Raw genomic sequence first — 18,632 nt, forward strand, 5'->3', positions numbered from 1 at the left:
CACCTCGCTGAGAGTGATTGTTATTCGGCTCGCCGACTTAACAACCACCTTCCATTTCAAAAACCACCCGGATTTCTACTCCAGAAACGTCTACTGGCTTACCACCAACCTGACGGGGTTTGTACTTGTACTTAAGTGCAGCCTTTTTCGCGGCACTTTCAAACATTGACGAAGTACTTGCCATCACTTCAGGGTTAGTTACTGTGCCACTCGAAGTTACCGTATAACGCAAATCAACCGAACCACACAAACCTCGTTCTGCCGCACGTCGTGGGTAGATCGGAGGAGGACGGAAGATTGGCAAATATTCCCCATCATTGGAGTTGAACCCTTTAAGATCACGATTAATACCAACTTTCACCGCGCCAAGCGCAAAGTTGGAATTAATATCAAGCCGATCAGCCACAACCTGCACGTCAGGCACATCGGGCTGCTGCTCTACTTCGTCCGGGCGCTGAGGCTTAGGCGTGATAGTTTGAACTTCTTCGTTCTTAGGATTGAATTTAAAGTCTGGCAATTTCAGATCCTGAGACTCTACCAATTCAGGCTCCTCCATCTTAATCAAGGCATACATACCTACGATTAGACCAAGCGTCACGAATACTGCGATCACTAGGGATTGAATAGATCTAAACATGATTACTACTCCGATTTAGTCGCGACAGTGGGAAGTTGAATGCCAGCTTCTTTAAGCGCGTCAACAACTTTCATGACGGTCTCGGCATTGGACTCAATATCCGCTTGCACAATCACTTCCCCATCAGGGGTCTCTGCTCGCAAACGGGCCACGTTGGCTTTGATAGCGCGCGGATCAATTACCCGTCGATCAAGCCATATATCATTGTTTTCATCGATAGCAAGAAGGATAGATGCCTTCGGATGCTTAACAGCATTAACCGCTTCAGGCTTAGTAACTTTAGCGCCGCTCTCTTTAATAAAGCTAGCGGTAACGATGAAGAAAATGAGCATAATGAAGACAACGTCCAACATCGGCGTAATGTCGATTTTGGCGTCTTCCTCTTGTCTATTTCTAAGTGCTCGTCTCATTTAATGTTCTCCCAACTTAGGGGGTTAATTCTTGGCTGATAACTACTGAGCTACGGGTCTAATGATCCAAGGTCAGGTTTTCATTCAACTTTTCTCGTTCTTGTTCAGCCTTACGCTGCAACCAAAAACTTAAGAACAAGCCGGATAAAGCCGCCACCATTCCAGCCATAGTTGGAACAGTCGCACGCGAAACACCGCCTGCCATCGCACGAGCGTTACTAGTGCCGTTGATCGCCATGACTTGGAAAACCTCAATCATGCCAGTTACAGTACCGAGCAACCCAAATAGCGGAGCCAATGCAACGCAAGCTTGGATCATCGATAAATTTTCACGCAACTTACTAGCGACACGGGACACCAGCTCTTCACGAACTTGGTGAGCCGCCCAAGACTTACGTTCGGTACGCGACTCCCACTCTTCAATCGCCGACTTAACAGCCGAACGATGAGCACCGCGTATATAAAATATGCGCTCAATAATCATGAACCACATAATAATGAGTAATCCAGCGATCAGATATAAAACCGGTCCGCCCAGCTCCATAAAATCTCGAATGTACTCAAAGATGACTAAAATAAACTCTGGCATCTTGTGAAACCTCTATTGTTACTGACAGTCTCTTATTTCGTTAAGTTCGCTGGCCACAATTGTCCAGCGAACTTAACCCGAGACCAAAAGCGCTTAGCTTTCGATCTGACGAGCAACCATACCAGCTGACTGCTCTTCGAGGATTTCCTCAACACGCTTCGCTTTTGACGCAGCGGCGGTATGCAAGAGAACGATCGGAATTGCTACTACTAGACCACATACTGTGGTTACCAGCGCTTGAGAAATACCGCCAGCCATAAGCTTTGGATCTCCCGCACCGAACAAAGTAATTGATTGGAACGTCTCAATCATACCGAGCACCGTACCGAGTAGACCCGCTAGTGGTGCTACTACTGAAACGATCTTCAAGAACATCAACCAAGATGTCAGTTTCGGCGTTTCCTTCATAATCGCCTCAGACAACCTCAGCTCCATCGCCTCGGTATCTTTAGTTGGATTATCAGTAACCGCTTTCAATACACGACCAAGTGGGTTCTTCGTTGAAGGCGAGCCAGGATTCTTAGCTTGCTTGTTAACGGAAGCCGCAACACCAAACAACGTCACAATCTTGTAAATAGCGATTAACGCGGCGAATAAACCAACACCTAAAATGATGTAACCAACTGGTCCACCTTGGTCAATTCGCTCTCTCAGACTTGGACTCTCAACTGCCGCATCAAGTAAGCGACCTTGTGTTGGATCCAACGCGAAATTAACCGTACCACCTGAACCAGCTGCTCCGAACAAATCACCAGCTTGACTCAAATATCGACCGTCTGGTTGACGCGGCAATTCAGCCACACCACCTTTACCGTAGGTTAGGAAGTTACCATCACCAATCAAGTTAAACACACCAACTCGAACCACATCTTGGTCAGTACGCGCGCCAGAAGCAGTTGCTACAGAGGCACTAAACTTGGCTACTTTACCTTGCTGCACAAGCTCGTTAAAAAGCTCACGCCACACTGACTCAACCTCACCAGCCGTCACAAGCTGATTCGCTTGATTCGATACTTTCTTGGAAATTTCGTCAAAATTAGCACCACGACCTGGGTACTGAGCCGACACGATAGAAGTGTCGAAACGGGCTTCTGCCTCACCAACTACCTGCTGTACGGCACCAAATAAATCTTTCAGATTACCGAGTGCAGCTTGGCGAGCGGTACGAATCGTATTCAACTCTTCGTTATTTGCGGCGTATTGGTTTTCAAGCGCTTCACTGCGCGCATCCAATGTCGCACGCTGTGCTTTTAGATTTGCCAGAATGGCAGCTTTACCGCCGCCAGCTGAACGAAATCGATTCTCTAAATCAGTCGCTGCTTTGCTTTTTTGCAAACTGCCACTTTTAACATCAGATAGAAGTTGGTCGACAGTTTGAGCTTGAACTGGGGCGAAGGCGAACGTTGCTGTAATAGCAATAGCTGTTAATAAACGCTTCATGATTACGCACCCTCCGGAGCATTGATAGGCAGACTTAGCAGTTCAGGCGCAGTCGTTTTAGCCGCGACCTTGATTGCTTTTCGGATATTTCGATTGTCGCTGGCAGGCAGCGGCTTCCAAGTATTATTCACTGAATCCCACATCCCAGAATTTTTCTGATCGGTAGTTTGGTAATAAAGCGCAATGCGACCGATACGGAGCATATCAACTTCTACTTCGGTGCCACCAATACTCTGAGTTGCTTTATAAGCTTCAGAGGTTGTGCCGTATTCGAGCTCAACATTATAGATATCCATAATACTGCGGTAGCGACTAGAGGTTGTGGCATCAGGGTTCTTCATCAAATCTTTCAATTGAATGATGCTCTTAACACGCTCTTCTTTATGAAAAGGCAAATCTGCTTTCACAAACGCTTCCAAAGCGGCCAACATTTTGCTCAAAACTGGCGCCATTTGCGGGTCCAAATCTTTCGCTTTGTCTATTGACTGAACGATTTCGCGCTTTGCAACGCCTTGTGCTTGGAGCTGTTCTTCCAACTGGGCGTTATACACTTTCAAGCCTTCAACCAACTTGAGCTCTCGTGCAAACTCTTGATCAACCGAAGAGCCTCCAGATGACTGCGCCACGGCGGTGGTCACAGCGGCCGCGCCGATGACAACCACTGCCAACGCCTGACCGATCCAATTCAACACAGATTTTTTCATTTTAGATTTAACCTCTTGTAATGAAATCTATTTAGCTAGATTCAATAGTTGCCGACCGTTAAGTCGACTTGTTTAAATTTGAAGCTGACCCAAAACCATTACAGCCTTGTTGCGCCAACACTTCAAATTGAAATTTATGGGTCACCACCGATGCACTACAGCGAAAAACGCGTAAGCCCACCCCTCTTTCAAAGTAACACCTTCGAGAAACCCTCTGTAGCTTGCAACATTTAAGCCAAGAACGAAAGTTTACAACTCGTAATGAAACAAGCCAACAGGCCGCAACCAAAAAACTAAGCACTTTAGGGGAAGATAGTATGAAGGAACTCGCGTGTATGGACTAAATTGCTTTAGTGTTGACGCCGTACAAATCGAAACAGTGAAAGCAGCCTATATACAATAGCTACATATGGGGCACCATTCAATTTCGTATCAAAGCCGGCAAACCAACATTAAACGCAAATAACCAATCAATCTCACACCATTCACATTACAGCTTCTAGCTAGCGGCCCGCAACCCAACAAATGCCTAAACGGTAATATGTTGTATCGTTTGTCGGACTACCCAAAACGCTAAACAAACTGCGTTGCAGTAGTGTGACCATGCACCATTGCATGGGCGAGGCAAACATCTTCTCCTAAGGCTGACCCTCTTGCACTGTTTCTAAACTTACCCGAATTAACCGAACTATTTAAAAAAACAAGTGAGTTAAAAAAACAAGTGAGTTAAAAAAACAAGCGAGCCTGTTTATTTTGTAATTGCCGCTCTGTCTTTAGCAGAACTTCTCGACGCCAAGTCTATAACGGATTAACGCATCACGCCAACCCTTTTCAAACTCTCAACGCTTGTGCACCCTTTAATGCACCTACCTCAATAACACTTAAATCTGATTGTGTGCGGTCAAAAGCCACCACCAAAAGCTCGGTGGCAATCGATCCTGCACTACCAAATCAAGCGCAAGGCTGATGAGTTTAACAGCCACAATCTATGACGTCACTGATCAATTACACTTATTTCACTTGGTGAGTTTTTTTAGCTACTAATTCTCAATATGATTTACAAAGTGTCCAGCAGTATTATTCAAAATGCGCCGACGCTGCCTTCAATCGCTGCAATGTCTCCGCCCGCCCCAGCAAACTAAGCGTCGCATCGATCGACGGCGAATTGGTTGCACCGGTCACCGCAATTCGAACTGGCTGCGCGACCTTGGCGAAACCAACTTCGTGCTGATCAACGGTTTGCTGCACGCAAGCTTGAATCTCTTCAGCATGCCAATCTGTCAACGCTTCTAGCTTAGCAATCAAACTCGACAGCAGTGCTTGCGAACCGGGCTTAATCCATTTTTTAACCGCAGCGGCATCATACTCAGTGACCGCGCAGAAGAAGAAGCGACTCTGCTCGACTACGTCGATCAAGGTTTTACAACGCTCCTTAATTAAGCCCAACACCGCATAACTATGCTCACCATGCTCAACATCAATACCCGCTTGCGCAAAATGCCAAGCCGACGCGGTTAACAACTCAGCAGGGGTCAGCAACTTGATTTTCTCTTGATTTACCCATAACAGCTTATCGCCATTAAAGGTCGAAGGTGCACGACTAACATCCTCGATCCGAAAATACTCAAGCAACTCCTCTGGAGTAAATATCTCTTGATCGCCATGCGACCAACCAAGCCGAACCAAGTAGTTCAAAAGCGCTTCAGGCAAAAAACCATCATCGCGATACTGCATGACACTCACCGCACCATGCCGTTTAGATAATCGACCACCATCTTCACCCAAGATCATCGGCACGTGACCGTACAACGGCAACGCTGCACCGAGCGCCTCCAAGATATTAATTTGACGAGGGGTATTATTAATATGGTCATCGCCGCGAATAACGTGCGTGATCCCCATATCCATATCATCGACTACAACCGTGAGGTTATAAGTAGGAACACCATCTGGGCGCGCGATTACCAAGTCATCCAGCTCTTGATTAGAAATCACGATGTTGCCTTTTACTAAATCGCGGATAACCACATCACCATCAAGCGGATTCTTAAAGCGCACCACCGTCTCAGCGGACTCTAACAAACCAAGCTCACGACAACGGCCATCGTATTTAGCTTTTTTGCCGGCAGCCTTCTGCGCTTCACGCATCTCGTCTAGGCGCTCTCGACTACACTCACAATGATAGGCATGACCCGACTCAAGCAACTGGTCAATAACCTCCTTGTATCGATCGAAGCGCTGAGTCTGATAATAGGGACCTTCGTCATAATCCAACCCCAACCACTGCATTCCATCGAGAATTGCTTGCACCGATTCCTGCGTGGAACGCTCTAGGTCGGTATCTTCAATCCGCAACACAAATCGACCTTTGTGCTGCCGTGCGTGCAACCATGAATACAGCGCAGTTCGTGCACCACCAATGTGTAAGTAGCCAGTAGGGCTTGGGGGAAATCGAGTGACGGTCATAATAAAGATCCTTAAATAATGTACGGGCGAATTGTAGTATAATTTCAGCGATCATAATTAGCCGAATTCGCATTATGCCGCGCCTATTTGTAAATAATTTAACCGTCATCGACTGCTCAGTATTGGATCCAAAACGTGGGCTCATTGGCGCTAGCTGGGAGGTTGACGTTGAACTGCACGGCAAGCTCGATGCGCAAAGCATGGTATTCGACTTCGCAAAAGTTAAGAAAGCAATCAAGCAGTTAATTGACGCCGAAGTTGACCACAAGCTATTAGTGCCACTGAATTACCAGCAATTGAGCATAGATGGTCAGCTGAGCGACGACGACACCGGCACACTCGCACTCAGCTTCACTACCAACGACGACTTAAGCATTAAACACTCATCCCCGGCCAGTGCAATTTGCGCCATCGCTACTGCGCGGGTCAGCCGCAAGCGAGTTGAAAAGTACTTAAAGGCTCGCTTACAAGAAATTCTGCCGAGCAACGTAGAAAAGATCCAGATTAAGCTTCGTAAAGAGTCGCGGGCTGGCAGCTATTACACCTATAGCCACGGCCTTAAAAAGCATGACGGCAATTGTCAACGAATCGCCCACGGACATCGCTCGACCATTCGTATCTGGAAAAACGGCAAGCGTAAACGCGGGCTCGAAAAAGCCTTAGCTTCTCGATGGCAAGACATATACCTCGGCTCGAACGCAGATATTGTCAGCTACCAACATGACGATATAAGCTTTAGATATCAAGCACCGCAAGGTGTATTTGAGATTAGCTTACCGGCAGATCGAGTGCATATCATGCACTGCGATTCAACTGTTGAGTGCATCGCTGAGCATATTGTCGAATTGCTAAACGAAGCCTCACCTAACGCACACTTTAAAGTACAGGCGTTTGAGGGCGTTGGGAAAGGCGCTATAGCAGAAAGCTTGCCCGCGATACCTTAGACCACAAAGCCAACGCGCCACAGCCGACTTAATCAATACCTAGTTAATAGAAGCGCGTGAAACTTAGTGCATCTAGATTTCACGCGTCTTGCGAAACTCAACGTCAGGCCAGCGCTCTATCGTAAGCTGCAGATTCACCATATTGGGCGCAACATAGGTCAAACTATCGGCACCATCACGCGCGACGTTCGATTCATTTTTGCGCAGAAACTCTTCTTCCATTTTAGCGTCTGGAAAATGTAACCAGCGCGCGGTCGCCACTGGCACCGCGTCAAATGCGCACTCAACGTTATACTCAGCCTTTAAACGGTGCGCCACTACATCAAACTGTAGAATCCCCACCGCGCCAAGAATCATGTCGTTATTGTTGAGCGGCCGAAACACCTGCGTCGCCCCTTCTTCACTTAACTGAATCAAGCCCTTTTGTAAGGCTTTGGCACGCAACGGGTCGCGCAGACGGACGCGCCGAAATAGCTCAGGAGCAAAGTTTGGAATACCAGTGAACTTTAATTCTTCACCTTCGGTAAAGGTGTCACCGATCTGAATTGTGCCGTGGTTATGCACTCCCAAAATATCGCCCGCATACGCTTCTTCAATCTGGTCTCGACGCGAGGCCATAAAGGTACTGGCATTATTGATTGCCATGTCTCGCTTCAAGCGTACATGCCGTAGCTTCTTACCCTTCTCAAAATGCCCTGACGTAATGCGCATAAACGCAATTCGGTCGTGGTGCGACGGGTCCATATTGGCTTGTATCTTGAATACAAAACCTGAAAAACTCTCTTCTGCCGAACTCACCTCGCGAGTCTGCGCCGCGCGACCTTGCGGTGGCGGGGCATAGCGAGCAAAGTTTTCCATCAACTCATCAATACCTAGATTGTTAATTGCAGAGCCAAAAAACACCGGCGTCAATTCTCCGCTCAGATAAAACTCTAAATCGAATTCGTTACTAGCGCCCTGCACCAATTCTAATTCGTCACGCAGTTCGGCCGCATAACCGCCCAACGCCGCATCTGCCTCGGCACTGTGCAAACCATCAATAAAGGTATCTTTCTCCTTATCATTACCGGGTCGGCCGGCAAACAAATGGATCGTGTCATCATAGATCCGATAGACACCACGAAACAGTTTTCCAGTGCCAACCGGCCACGTCATTGGTGCACACAGAATATCGAGAACCGACTCAACTTCATCCATTACCTCGATCGGGTCGCGCCCTTCTCGATCCATTTTATTAACGAAGGTCATAATCGGCGTCGTACGCAATCGACACACATCCATCAATTTAATCGTGCGCTCTTCAACACCCTTGGCAATATCAATGACCATTAGCGCCGAGTCGACTGCCGTTAACGTGCGATACGTATCCTCAGAAAAGTCCGCGTGACCGGGCGTATCGAGCAGATTAATCATCTTCCCGCCATACTCGAACTGCATCACTGACGAGGTTACCGATATACCACGCTGTTTCTCTAGCTCCATCCAATCGGAGGTGGCGTGTCGACCACTCTTTCGAGCTTTGACGTTACCAGCCATCTGGATTGCGCCACCAGACAGTAGTAGCCGTTCAGTTAAGGTTGTTTTACCCGCATCCGGATGCGAAATAATAGCAAAGGTGCGGCGCTTGGCGACTTCGGATGACAAACTCATAGTGAAGGCTTCTTAGTAGTAGCAAAGCGCGGATTATAGCGAAACGGATCAACCCACCCCATGCTTTTTAAGCACTTCGGAGGTTTTCTTGAAAATACCGTAAAAGTGGGGTCAAGGCGTACGCTTAACGCGCTGCCCTCGAATATTCAATATCACGGCATCGCGCTGAATCTCTTCGACCATGACACCCGGTTGCGCGAACTCTTTTTCACGCACCACCTTGCCTTCTATCATGACAAACCGCTGAGCCGGCTCATCCGAGAACGACACCACATCAATCGGTATTACAATATTTACATCGACTGGCAGCGATTCGTCAGTCGATGCAGCAACGGATAAGCGACCATTCAACTCGGATTGCTCTGAATTAACACTATTGTGATTAGACCGCCATTGCGCCACAACCAACAGCAACAACACAACCAGCAACGCACAAATTACACAAAGCAAAATGAGCGGCAGCCGCGAACTCTCTTGCGGAGGTGGCATATCAGACAAAGTCGGAAGACTGTTCAGCTTGCGCTCTTGCTCGGACTTTTTTAACGCATCAAGTATGGTTGACATAACAATTACCTACCACGCGCGAGGCCGTAATACCGGCGTAGTCTCAGGCGCAATCAATTCGTTCATTAACGTATAGGTTTCATCACCGACTTTACTGTCTGCCACAATACCAAATCGAGATTGCAACGCGAAGACCTTCTGCGCCAAATCCAGATCAAATTTAGTCGAACCAACATCACTTAACAGCGGCATGCTAGCGACACTTAGAGCTTGATTTAGATGCGCTCGTAGAACCGGCATTTGTTGTGACTCATCGCCTTGCTGAAACAAACGGCTGCCGACCGGGCCCGGTCGCCACAAAACCGTGGCATCTCGCGCCCAGCGCGCAGCCAACTCACTGACCTCAACCGAATGAACATTTTCACCAACTAGTACACGGGCTACATCATCTTCCATATCGAACACGATGATCCGATGCAGTTGCCCGCGCTGCTCCAACACTAAAACAGCAGGACGATTTAAACGCAGCAATTGCGACCAACTGTTGGCGCTCACACACGCCACCCCAACCTGCTTTAACTCTTCGCACGGAGACTTAATAAGCTGCTCGGGTAAATCTACGTCCCAGGCTAAGGCGAGACTTCTGAGCGCCAAGATCCGACCGGTAACATCTGCCGAGGTATCAAGCACCGCGCCAAACTCAGAATCAATGTCATAGCTCGGCCGCCGCGGAGCCGCAGGTAACAAATTGTTGATCGGCGGATTACTCGCCTGACCGATAAGCGGATCATCTTGCGAGTCAGCATCCGACGGGCTATCCAAAAACTCGTCAGCAATCTGCACCGAGCCAGGTGCAATTTGATCAGACTTAATAATCGTAGTTAAGGCCGGTTGATTTGCCACCTCAGTTGAAACAGAAGACGATGCAGCCGTCGACTGCTTGCCATCAACTAACTCCGAAGACTCCGACACAGCCGGCAATCCTGATACAGCTTGACCAGCAGACTCATTCACATCCTGATTACTTGGCGCGAAATACCACCAGAGCAGCACATTCAGCAAGACCACAGCAACCGCCAAACCCCACCAGCGATTCGCATTCAAATGACCAGTCACCGCTGAGCCAACTGAGTCCGAATCGAGAAAGACCTCTTTCGCTGCGGCCTTAACGCACTTTGAATCTACCATCGCCTGAGTTTTGGCGTATGCGGCTAACAAAGCATGGTCAGCCAACACATTGATTTTGCGCGGAATACCACCACTCAAACTATATAACTTATTCAGCGCTTGACGGCTAAACAGCGGCTGCTTACAACTGGCTACCGCCAAACGGAAATTCACATAATCACCGATCTCAGCACGATCCAGCGAGCCCAAGTGGTAGCGCGCGGTAACCCGTTGCGCTAGTTGACGTAGATCATTGCGAGTCAATACCTGATTGAGCTCTGGCTGGCCAATTAGAATAATTTGCAGCAGCTTACTTTTAGTGGTCTCCAGATTGGTCAAGAGGCGGATTTGCTCGAGCACGTTTCGACTCAACAATTGAGCTTCGTCAATGATCAACACCGTGTGTCGGTTGTCGGCGAAGGTCGCCAGCAAGTGCGCGTTTATCTGATCCAACAAGCGCTTTTGCGTAGCCGACTCTTGATAATCGATTTTGAGCTCATCACAGATAGTCTGCAATAACTCCTGCTCGTTAATATTGGCATTCAGTATTAACGCGACATCGACATTCTCTGGCAGATCAGTCAACAAATTGCGACATAGCGTAGTTTTACCCGTCCCTACTTCACCAGTGAGCACGATAAAACATCCACCTTGCGACAAGCCGTAAGTTAGATGTGCCATCGCCTCTTTATGGCGATTACTCATGTAAAGATAGTGCGGGTCAGGGGCGATAGAAAATGGTCGCTCGGTTAACCCAAAATACGTTAAGTACACTGGTAGCCTCGATTACGTCAAATCAAATTTTGAATGCACGCGGACTCACACAACACAACTAATTACAGATGCATTACTAAAGCACACGCGCCTCAAAGGTCGCTAACTAATTAGGGTGTCGACTGACGAACTCGGTTGGAAGACTCAACCAATCGACTAAACAAGCCCTCACCACGTCCGCCCATGATGTGGCCGATTTCCTGCAGTGAATTTATCTCTGCAGATCGTCGCAACAGGGTGTCTGGCGTGGTGTCAATCGGAGCATCATACGCTACCGTTGCCAGCAACTTCGACATCATTGCTTGATCTTTATGTGCGCTCAACTTAGCCGACAGCGTTTTAGCTCCTCGAATCGATAAGCCGCCTACGGCATCCAGATTGTCGTACAAATCTTCCACCGAGCCAAATTCATTGAGCAAGGCTGTGGCGGTTTTCGGACCGATTCCCGGCACACCCGGAATATTATCAACAGCATCCCCACATAGCCCCAAATAATCCTGAATTAAATGTGGTGGTACTCCAAACTTATCTACCACTCCGGCTGAGTTGAGCTGAATATTGCGCGCGAAGTCCCACCAAAAATCATCGCCATGCAGAAGCTGGGCTAGATCTTTGTCACCACTTACAATGGCGTTGCGGTAGCCGTGACTACGCATTGCTGCCGACCATGTCGCGATCAAATCGTCGGCCTCATAGCGATCATGACCAATACAATGAAACCCAGCGGCTTGAGCCATTCTTTTACAATACTTGAATTGATTTTTGAGGTCTTCCGGGGGTAACTCCCGGTTCATTTTGTATTGTGGATAGATATCATTCCTAAACGACTGAGTGAGGTTTTCATCGAAGGCAATACCCACATGAGCCGCCTGACTTCTCTCGGCAAACTCAGTTAAAAAACGACCAAACCCATAAATCGCATTCACCGGCTGGCCATTTTCACCACGCATAGAATCCGGAACGGAAAACCATGCTCGGAAGATATATATGCTGGCATCAATTAAGTACACCGTTGGCTTCGACCCGTTTTGCATACCGCCTACCCCTGCTTAACGCGAATCAAATGGATGCGCCGCGAATCAGAGTGAATCACCTCAAAGTTAAACTTATCGATCTCCACACTTTCACCACGCATTGGCACATGCCCGATAGTCTGGCTAACCAAACCGCCGATGGTGTCTGAATTAGCTTCACTCAAATAACACTGGAAATGTTCGTTGAACTCACTGATTGGCAATACCGCCTTAACAATCACTTCGCCGTCTTCGAGTGTACGAATCAGACTTTCATCATCTTCCACATCATGCTCGTCCTCAATATTTCCAACGATTTGTTCGAGCACGTCTTCAATGGTCACCAAACCAGCAATAGCGCCAAACTCGTCGACAACAATCGCCATATGGTTGCGGTTTTCGCGAAATTCACTAAGCAACACATTCAAGCGTTTGCTCTCAGGAATAAACACCACCGGCCGAGTGAGGTCGCGCAGATTAAACCGTTGCTTATTATCATCATCGAAAAAGTGCAGTAGATCTTTGGCCAGCAAAATGCCAACGATCATATCCTTTTCATTATCTACCACAGGAAATCGCGAGTGCCCACTGTCGACCATGACATCCAAACATTGGTCAAGAGCATGCTCTCGTTCAACAAAAGCCATATTGCTACGCGGCACCATAATGTCACGCACTTTCAGGTCCGACACATACATAACGCGCTGCATCATGTCATAGGCATCACGGGCAACAATGCCGTCTTCTTCAGCTTGGCGAAGGTTTTCCAGCACATCTTCGCGGGTTTCAGCACGCTGTTGAGGCAATAGACCCCACAACTTATTTTTAAGCAACTGAGTAAATTTCGACGGAGGTTTTTCGGGAGCGTTCATGCAGTAACAAGAGGGTTAATTTCAATGACAAAAATAGGTGATTATTGGTATGGATTCGCGATCTGACTGCGTTCCAAAATCGTAGCTTCTAAGGATTCCATTTGGTGTGCGCTTTGATCGTCCAAATGATCAAAACCGCAAAGGTGCAATATACCGTGAGTCACCATGTGCGCATAATGATCAGAGAGTGACTTTTGTTGTTGTTGCGCTTCGTGAACTAATACCGCATGACAGATCACCACGTCACCTAAAATAGGCAATTCCAGATCGGCCATCGCTGGCGCAAAAGAGTCGTCGTCTGAGGCAAACGGAAAAGACAATACATTCGTCGGCTTATCCATTCCTCGATAACTAAGATTCAGCATCTGAGACTCAGCGGACTCACACACTCTGATAGTCATCTCAGTGGGCGTATCACGCACAGCTTGATAAGCCAAATTAGCCCACTCTGACAATTGATCGACTGTCGGCAGCTCGTTCTCAGAGTTGACCACTGTAGTAGCTTCAGAGCCGTCATCGTTATACGCTTCAAGCGCGAATTGCACATCAACCGACAACACTGGCAAATCCACTAAACTAATCGTTGCGCTCATGTTTCTCATAAGCTTGCACAATGCGCTGCACTAATGGATGCCGCACAATATCTTTACCGGTGAATTTATTAACGCTAATACCTTTAACATCACGCAGAATCGTCAGCGCATGCTTCAGACCAGAGTACGTGCCTTTTGGTAAGTCTACTTGCGACAAATCACCGGTAAGAACAACCTTGGAACCATAACCGGTGCGGGTCAGCAGCATTTTCATTTGTGCAATGGTGGTATTCTGAGCTTCGTCCATTATCACAAAGGCGTCGGATAAAGTACGTCCGCGCATATAGGCCAACGGTGCCAACTCGATGATCTTTTGATCGATAAGTCGCGCAACGCGTTCGACGCCTAATAGTTCGTATAAAGCGTCATATAAGGGTCGCAAATAGGGGTCGATTTTTTGACCGATATCGCCCGGCAAGAACCCGAGATTCTCACCAGCCTCAATCACTGGTCGCACCAACACGATGCGTTTTACTTCTTCATTGACTAACGCTTCTACCGCCTTGGCCACGGCCAAATAGGTTTTACCGGTTCCGGCAGGGCCAATACCGAACACCACATCATGCTTATCGATCGACAACATGTATTCGCTTTGCGCGTTAGATTTGGCCACCACAGGTTTAAGCGGGGCGGACACACGCGCAAATTCAACATCGCGCTCTGACGGCTCTGACATATTATTGATCACTTGATAAACTTTGGACTCTTCCAAACCAGCGCTCCCGGCTTTGCCAGCCGTTAGTTGATATAGCTTTTGAATGACTCGTTGCGCAACCTCGACGTGGCCCAACTTACCTTGCAGCACAAAGTCCGAACCTTGTTGGTAACAGCGCACTAACAATTCGTCTTCGATAATTTTGATGTTGCGGTGACATTCACCGCAGAGAATGGATAATCGTGCGTTGTCGACAGGTGACTCTTTAGAGCCGAGAGAGAGCGTCTTAGCAGGCAGTGCTTGATTCAATGAAATAGACCTCTCGTACAAGGACAGCTGGTACGTCTAATCATGAATGCAGCTTGCCTCGCATAGAATGTCGACGAAGATGATTTTTCTGCATACTCGATTTATAGAACAAGCGTCCAAAGAAAACAAGCGTAATTTTGTTAAGAATTCGAGTCACACCAACGCAACTCGAATAAACCTAACTGTCCACCATTACCGCACGCAGTGAGTTTGGCAATGCTTCGGTTATCCGGACATCGACAAATTGACCGATTAAATTCTGGTCTCCATCGAAATTCACCACGCGGTTATTCTCGGTGCGACCGGATATTTGCTGAGGATCTTTTCGCGCCGGACGGTCAACTAATACGGTTTGTACCGTACCGACCATGTTTCGGCTTATATCCGCCGCCATTTCTATGATGCGTTTTTGCAAACGTTGTAAGCGCGCTTGCTTGACCTCCATCGGCACGTCATCAGCCAAATCTGATGCTGGCGTACCGGGGCGCGGACTGTAAATAAAGCTAAACGAAGTGTCATAACCGATAGTTTCGATCAGCGACATCGTGGCCTCGAAGTCCTCATCGGTTTCACCTGGAAAGCCAATAATAAAATCGGATGACAAGCTTATTGTGGGGCGTATCTTGCGGATTTTTTCGATAATACGCACATAGTCTTCGGCCTTATAACGACGCTTCATCGCCGCTAAAATGCTGTCAGAGCCAGACTGCACCGGTAAGTGCAAATGATTCACTAGTTTTGGCACATCGGCATACACATTTATTAGACTGTCCGAAAACTCCAATGGATGCGAAGTGGTATAACGAATACGGCCAATACCATCAATTTCCGACACATAACGAATCAATAAGGCTAAATCGGCCATTGAGCCATCATGCATCGGCCCCCAGTATGCATTGACGTTCTGGCCCAATAAGGTGATTTCGCGAACCCCTTGTTGCGCCAGCGAATACACCTCAGCCAACACATCATCGAACGGGCGCGAGAACTCTTCTCCACGGGTATACGGCACCACGCAAAACGAACAGTACTTGCTGCAGCCTTCCATAATTGACACAAATGCCGTAACGCCTTCAACCTTGGGAGCCGGTAGTTTGTCGAACTTCTCAATCTCTGGGAACGTAATATCGACGTTAGATTCTTTAGTACTACGCACGGAGTCATACATTTGCGGCAGACGATGCAAGGTTTGTGGCCCAAACACCATGTCTACATAAGGCGCGCGCTTCATGATGCTTTCACCTTCTTGTGAGGCCACGCAACCACCTACTCCAATTACTAAGTCCGGATTAGTGTTTTTGAGGTTTTTCCATCGGCCTAGCTGCGAGAACACTTTCTCTTGGGCTTTTTCACGCACCGAGCAAGTATTGAGCAGAATAATATCCGCCTCGGTTTCATCCGTCGTCGCCTCAACGCCATGTGATGCATTGAGCGAATCCAACATCCGATTGGAGTCGTACTCGTTCATCTGACACCCAAAGGTCTTGATGAACACCTTTTTAGCTGGCGCATCGGAACGTTCGGTAGATTCTACTTTAAGCGCGTTTGTATCTAAATCAGTCATGAGTAGCGAAGAATAGCATTGCAATTGAGGGCGCGTATTTTACCTGTAATTGCGGAGTTTCCAAATCCAACCATGCAATAAATCGCTTATTTTTTGAGCAAACGCAGATAATTTGGTTTTAACACAAAAAAGCCAGCAATAAGCTGGCTTTTTTAACTGTGACTTGAAGCCAGAGCTAATTATTAATTTTCAGGGCCACATCACCCAGAATCTGCCAACCAAGTTGCACTGCAGGAAAATCGCCAACCTTGACCAATGCTTTTTTAGCTTGAATCACCGCATCGCCGATAGTCATACCTTCTGTGTACAAACGCTTATTCAGCTCGATACCCAACGCTCGCTCACCGGTCGAACTGGTCAACGTGGACGCACCAAGTACCGTAGCGGCACCAACATCTTTAGTTAACAGAAACGCATCAGCCATGGTATTCCCACTGATATCAACGAAGTAAGTATTCCAACATCCCCATTGCGTCACCACTGTAGGCTTACCAACATTAGTGAGCCCCGCCACTTCAACCGCACGCATCATTGGCGGTGTTGTGTAAGACCAGCTTTGCTGAGACGAATGGCCAATATAAGAAACAACCGACACACCAGAATTAATCAAGTTGATTAATTTGTCATGCGCTTGCTGGTGACCGTCTACATCTGGAAACGCCCGAAAATCTGCACGAATACCATCTGACCAAGCCGACGGAATCGCATCAATAAGGTCTTGCGCGTCATCCGCAAACGACACGCCATTACCAACGTCTTGCTTATCAGTCGCAACCACGGTGCGGCCGATGTAGCCTTCGCGAGCTTCATACGCTTTGATTTTTGCGACAACGTTAGCGAGCTCTTGCTTAGTTCGCGCGGAAATACGACCGGTCGGAATATCCGGAACACCGTCATCATTTAAGTCACCGTAAGCCGCATCAGATGGAGTCTGAGTAATAGTCAACGCGCCACCTGGCGTAGTAACGTACTTGGTCGGCAATAGGCTAATTGAGTTGGAAATGAGCTTTTTATAATCAAGCGTATCACTACCAATCAACATCACCATTTTGGCTTGCATATTATTCGCGGCGTACGACACGTAATTCTCAATCGCATCCGCACCAACAATGTGGTTACCGTATTGCGCATAAACCTGGTCAACGTCTACCACCTTAACGGCATAGTCTTGCGCACGTAAATCAGCGAGTTCTTGCAATTCATCGCCAATCAAGCTTGGATGCGCAATCACTAGATAATCGACGATTCCAGATGAGATATCTTGGTAATCAGGAATGGCTTCGATTTCTGGCACTGTATAAGCGTCTTCCGCCACCACAATATAATCAGCGGCCACGCCGCCGGTACTGAATACCACACCGTCACCACGCGCTTCTACACCACGCTCTAAACGCTCTAATTCACCATTTTCCAACTTACGATAAACGCTCGCAGCATTGCCCACACCGACAACCATTGCTTGCTCGGTATCAAAATAACCTTCCAAATATCCGCTGCCCGACACATCAGTTGTGCGCGGATAAGTCACCGAAAATTTGTTCAAAGTAATACGGTCAAACGGCACGCCCGCTATCGATCGATACTTATAACGAAAAGCATTGTCACCAGACTGCACAGGCACATCTTCGATATCGAGCACGGTGGCGGTTGCGCCATCGAACTGTTGATCGCCAACCAAATTACCATTCACCAACACCTCAAAGTGATGATCATTGCCTTCTATATCAAAATCCAGCAAGCCGTACATCTCGACCGATACCTTTGCCGACGCACTACCACCAGCAACATTGTCTAAGGTGAAGTTGTAAGACGGCGTAGTAAAAAAGCTAAATGTCTGTCCAAAGTGAAATGGATCGGTGGCTGATGGAGCAGCAAAATCATAGGTGTTATTTTTCTCTACGATTTCAGTATGCAAATAACTCTGCGCCGGAACAATACGATCAACCACCCGAGTTATTGCCGACGGAATCGATTTAACCATGCCACGAGAGTCACCGCGCGCTACCAAGTGCAGCACGTACACCGACTCTTTAGAGTACAGGCTATCGGCCTGTTCAGCGTAAAACTCAATGGAGCCGCCAGGCCCAAAGGTGTTTTTACTACCCACTGACTGACCGACTACACGAACTTGTACCGGCTCTCCGTTTAACGTTAGCGCAATATTACGCACTGGCAAACCAGCCAGATCGGCTCCTTTGTCAAACAATTCCTGGTATTTGAGTCGGTGCATTCCCGATTCTGTCGTTACAATCTTGAATAACTCGGTTGCTGAAACTGTTGCTGCAAAACCTAACGCAGTGGCAGCAGTAAGCAATTGAATAAATAAACGTCTCATCACATT

At 47.7% G+C, this 18,632-nt stretch carries 16 protein-coding genes; 1 reads left to right on the forward strand and 15 read right to left on the reverse strand.

Features of this window, described 5'->3' with window-relative positions:
• Window positions 1-37: 37 nt before the first annotated feature.
• The 6 genes from DFR28_RS02680 to gltX all read right to left on the reverse strand — a co-directional run bounded on the left by DFR28_RS02680 (window position 38) and on the right by gltX (window position 6,246).
• Complete coding sequence (locus DFR28_RS02680) at window positions 38-637, reverse strand: TonB family protein (RefSeq protein ID WP_113952751.1); 600 nt, start codon at window positions 635-637, stop codon at window positions 38-40.
• 5 nt (window positions 638-642) lie between these two features.
• Window positions 643-1,047, reverse strand: coding sequence for an ExbD/TolR family protein (locus DFR28_RS02685; protein ID WP_113952752.1), 405 nt, complete (start codon window positions 1,045-1,047; stop codon window positions 643-645).
• Between the two features lie 58 nt (window positions 1,048-1,105).
• Window positions 1,106-1,636 carry a MotA/TolQ/ExbB proton channel family protein gene (locus DFR28_RS02690; RefSeq protein ID WP_113952753.1) on the reverse strand — a complete coding sequence of 177 codons (531 nt, stop codon included), beginning with the start codon at window positions 1,634-1,636 and terminating at the stop codon, window positions 1,106-1,108.
• Window positions 1,637-1,729: 93 nt separating this feature from the next.
• On the reverse strand, window positions 1,730-3,076 hold the full coding sequence (locus DFR28_RS02695; RefSeq protein WP_113952754.1) for a MotA/TolQ/ExbB proton channel family protein: 1,347 nt from the start codon (window positions 3,074-3,076) through the stop codon (window positions 1,730-1,732).
• A 2-nt stretch (window positions 3,077-3,078) separates the two neighbouring features.
• Complete coding sequence (locus DFR28_RS02700) at window positions 3,079-3,780, reverse strand: DUF3450 domain-containing protein (RefSeq protein WP_113952755.1); 702 nt, start codon at window positions 3,778-3,780, stop codon at window positions 3,079-3,081.
• Between the two features lie 1,077 nt (window positions 3,781-4,857).
• The gene (gene gltX, locus DFR28_RS02705) at window positions 4,858-6,246 is read right to left on the reverse strand and encodes a glutamate--tRNA ligase (RefSeq protein WP_113952756.1); all 1,389 of its coding nucleotides are present in this window, start codon (window positions 6,244-6,246) and stop codon (window positions 4,858-4,860) included.
• A gap of 74 nt (window positions 6,247-6,320) precedes the next feature.
• Between gltX and DFR28_RS02710 the strand changes: the two genes are divergently transcribed.
• The gene (locus DFR28_RS02710; protein ID WP_113952757.1) at window positions 6,321-7,190 is read left to right on the forward strand and encodes a 6-pyruvoyl trahydropterin synthase family protein; all 870 of its coding nucleotides are present in this window, start codon (window positions 6,321-6,323) and stop codon (window positions 7,188-7,190) included.
• A 72-nt stretch (window positions 7,191-7,262) separates the two neighbouring features.
• On the opposite strand, the gene DFR28_RS02715 is transcribed toward DFR28_RS02710, so the two are convergent.
• The 9 genes from DFR28_RS02715 to DFR28_RS02755 form a co-directional block, all read right to left on the reverse strand.
• The gene (locus DFR28_RS02715) at window positions 7,263-8,840 is read right to left on the reverse strand and encodes a peptide chain release factor 3 (RefSeq protein WP_113952758.1); all 1,578 of its coding nucleotides are present in this window, start codon (window positions 8,838-8,840) and stop codon (window positions 7,263-7,265) included.
• A gap of 111 nt (window positions 8,841-8,951) precedes the next feature.
• Entirely contained in the window at window positions 8,952-9,404 is a 453-nt protein-coding gene (locus DFR28_RS02720) for a general secretion pathway protein GspB (RefSeq protein ID WP_113952759.1), read from the reverse strand.
• Window positions 9,405-9,413: 9 nt separating this feature from the next.
• Window positions 9,414-11,285 (reverse strand): ExeA family protein, encoded by a 1,872-nt coding sequence (locus tag DFR28_RS02725; protein ID WP_113952760.1) that lies wholly within the window; start codon window positions 11,283-11,285, stop codon window positions 9,414-9,416.
• Between the two features lie 110 nt (window positions 11,286-11,395).
• The gene (locus DFR28_RS02730; protein ID WP_113952761.1) at window positions 11,396-12,319 is read right to left on the reverse strand and encodes a 5'-3' exonuclease; all 924 of its coding nucleotides are present in this window, start codon (window positions 12,317-12,319) and stop codon (window positions 11,396-11,398) included.
• A gap of 5 nt (window positions 12,320-12,324) precedes the next feature.
• On the reverse strand, window positions 12,325-13,170 hold the full coding sequence (locus DFR28_RS02735; protein ID WP_113952762.1) for a CorC family transporter: 846 nt from the start codon (window positions 13,168-13,170) through the stop codon (window positions 12,325-12,327).
• A gap of 41 nt (window positions 13,171-13,211) precedes the next feature.
• Window positions 13,212-13,763: an rRNA maturation RNase YbeY gene (gene ybeY / locus DFR28_RS02740; RefSeq protein ID WP_113952763.1), complete on the reverse strand. Its 552-nt coding sequence runs from the start codon at window positions 13,761-13,763 to the stop codon at window positions 13,212-13,214.
• Window positions 13,747-14,727 (reverse strand): PhoH family protein, encoded by a 981-nt coding sequence (locus DFR28_RS02745; RefSeq protein ID WP_245941724.1) that lies wholly within the window; start codon window positions 14,725-14,727, stop codon window positions 13,747-13,749. Before DFR28_RS02745 ends, ybeY begins: the two co-directional genes overlap by 17 nt.
• 178 nt (window positions 14,728-14,905) lie before the next feature.
• A complete protein-coding gene (miaB, locus tag DFR28_RS02750; protein WP_425455468.1) occupies window positions 14,906-16,195 on the reverse strand; it encodes a tRNA (N6-isopentenyl adenosine(37)-C2)-methylthiotransferase MiaB in 1,290 nt (429 codons plus the stop codon).
• Window positions 16,196-16,466: 271 nt separating this feature from the next.
• On the reverse strand, window positions 16,467-18,626 hold the full coding sequence (locus DFR28_RS02755; protein WP_113952765.1) for a C25 family cysteine peptidase: 2,160 nt from the start codon (window positions 18,624-18,626) through the stop codon (window positions 16,467-16,469).
• Between the last annotated feature and the right edge of the window lie 6 nt (window positions 18,627-18,632).

It is taken from the genome of Arenicella xantha (assembly GCF_003315245.1).
GTDB classification, from domain to species: domain Bacteria; phylum Pseudomonadota; class Gammaproteobacteria; order Arenicellales; family Arenicellaceae; genus Arenicella; species Arenicella xantha.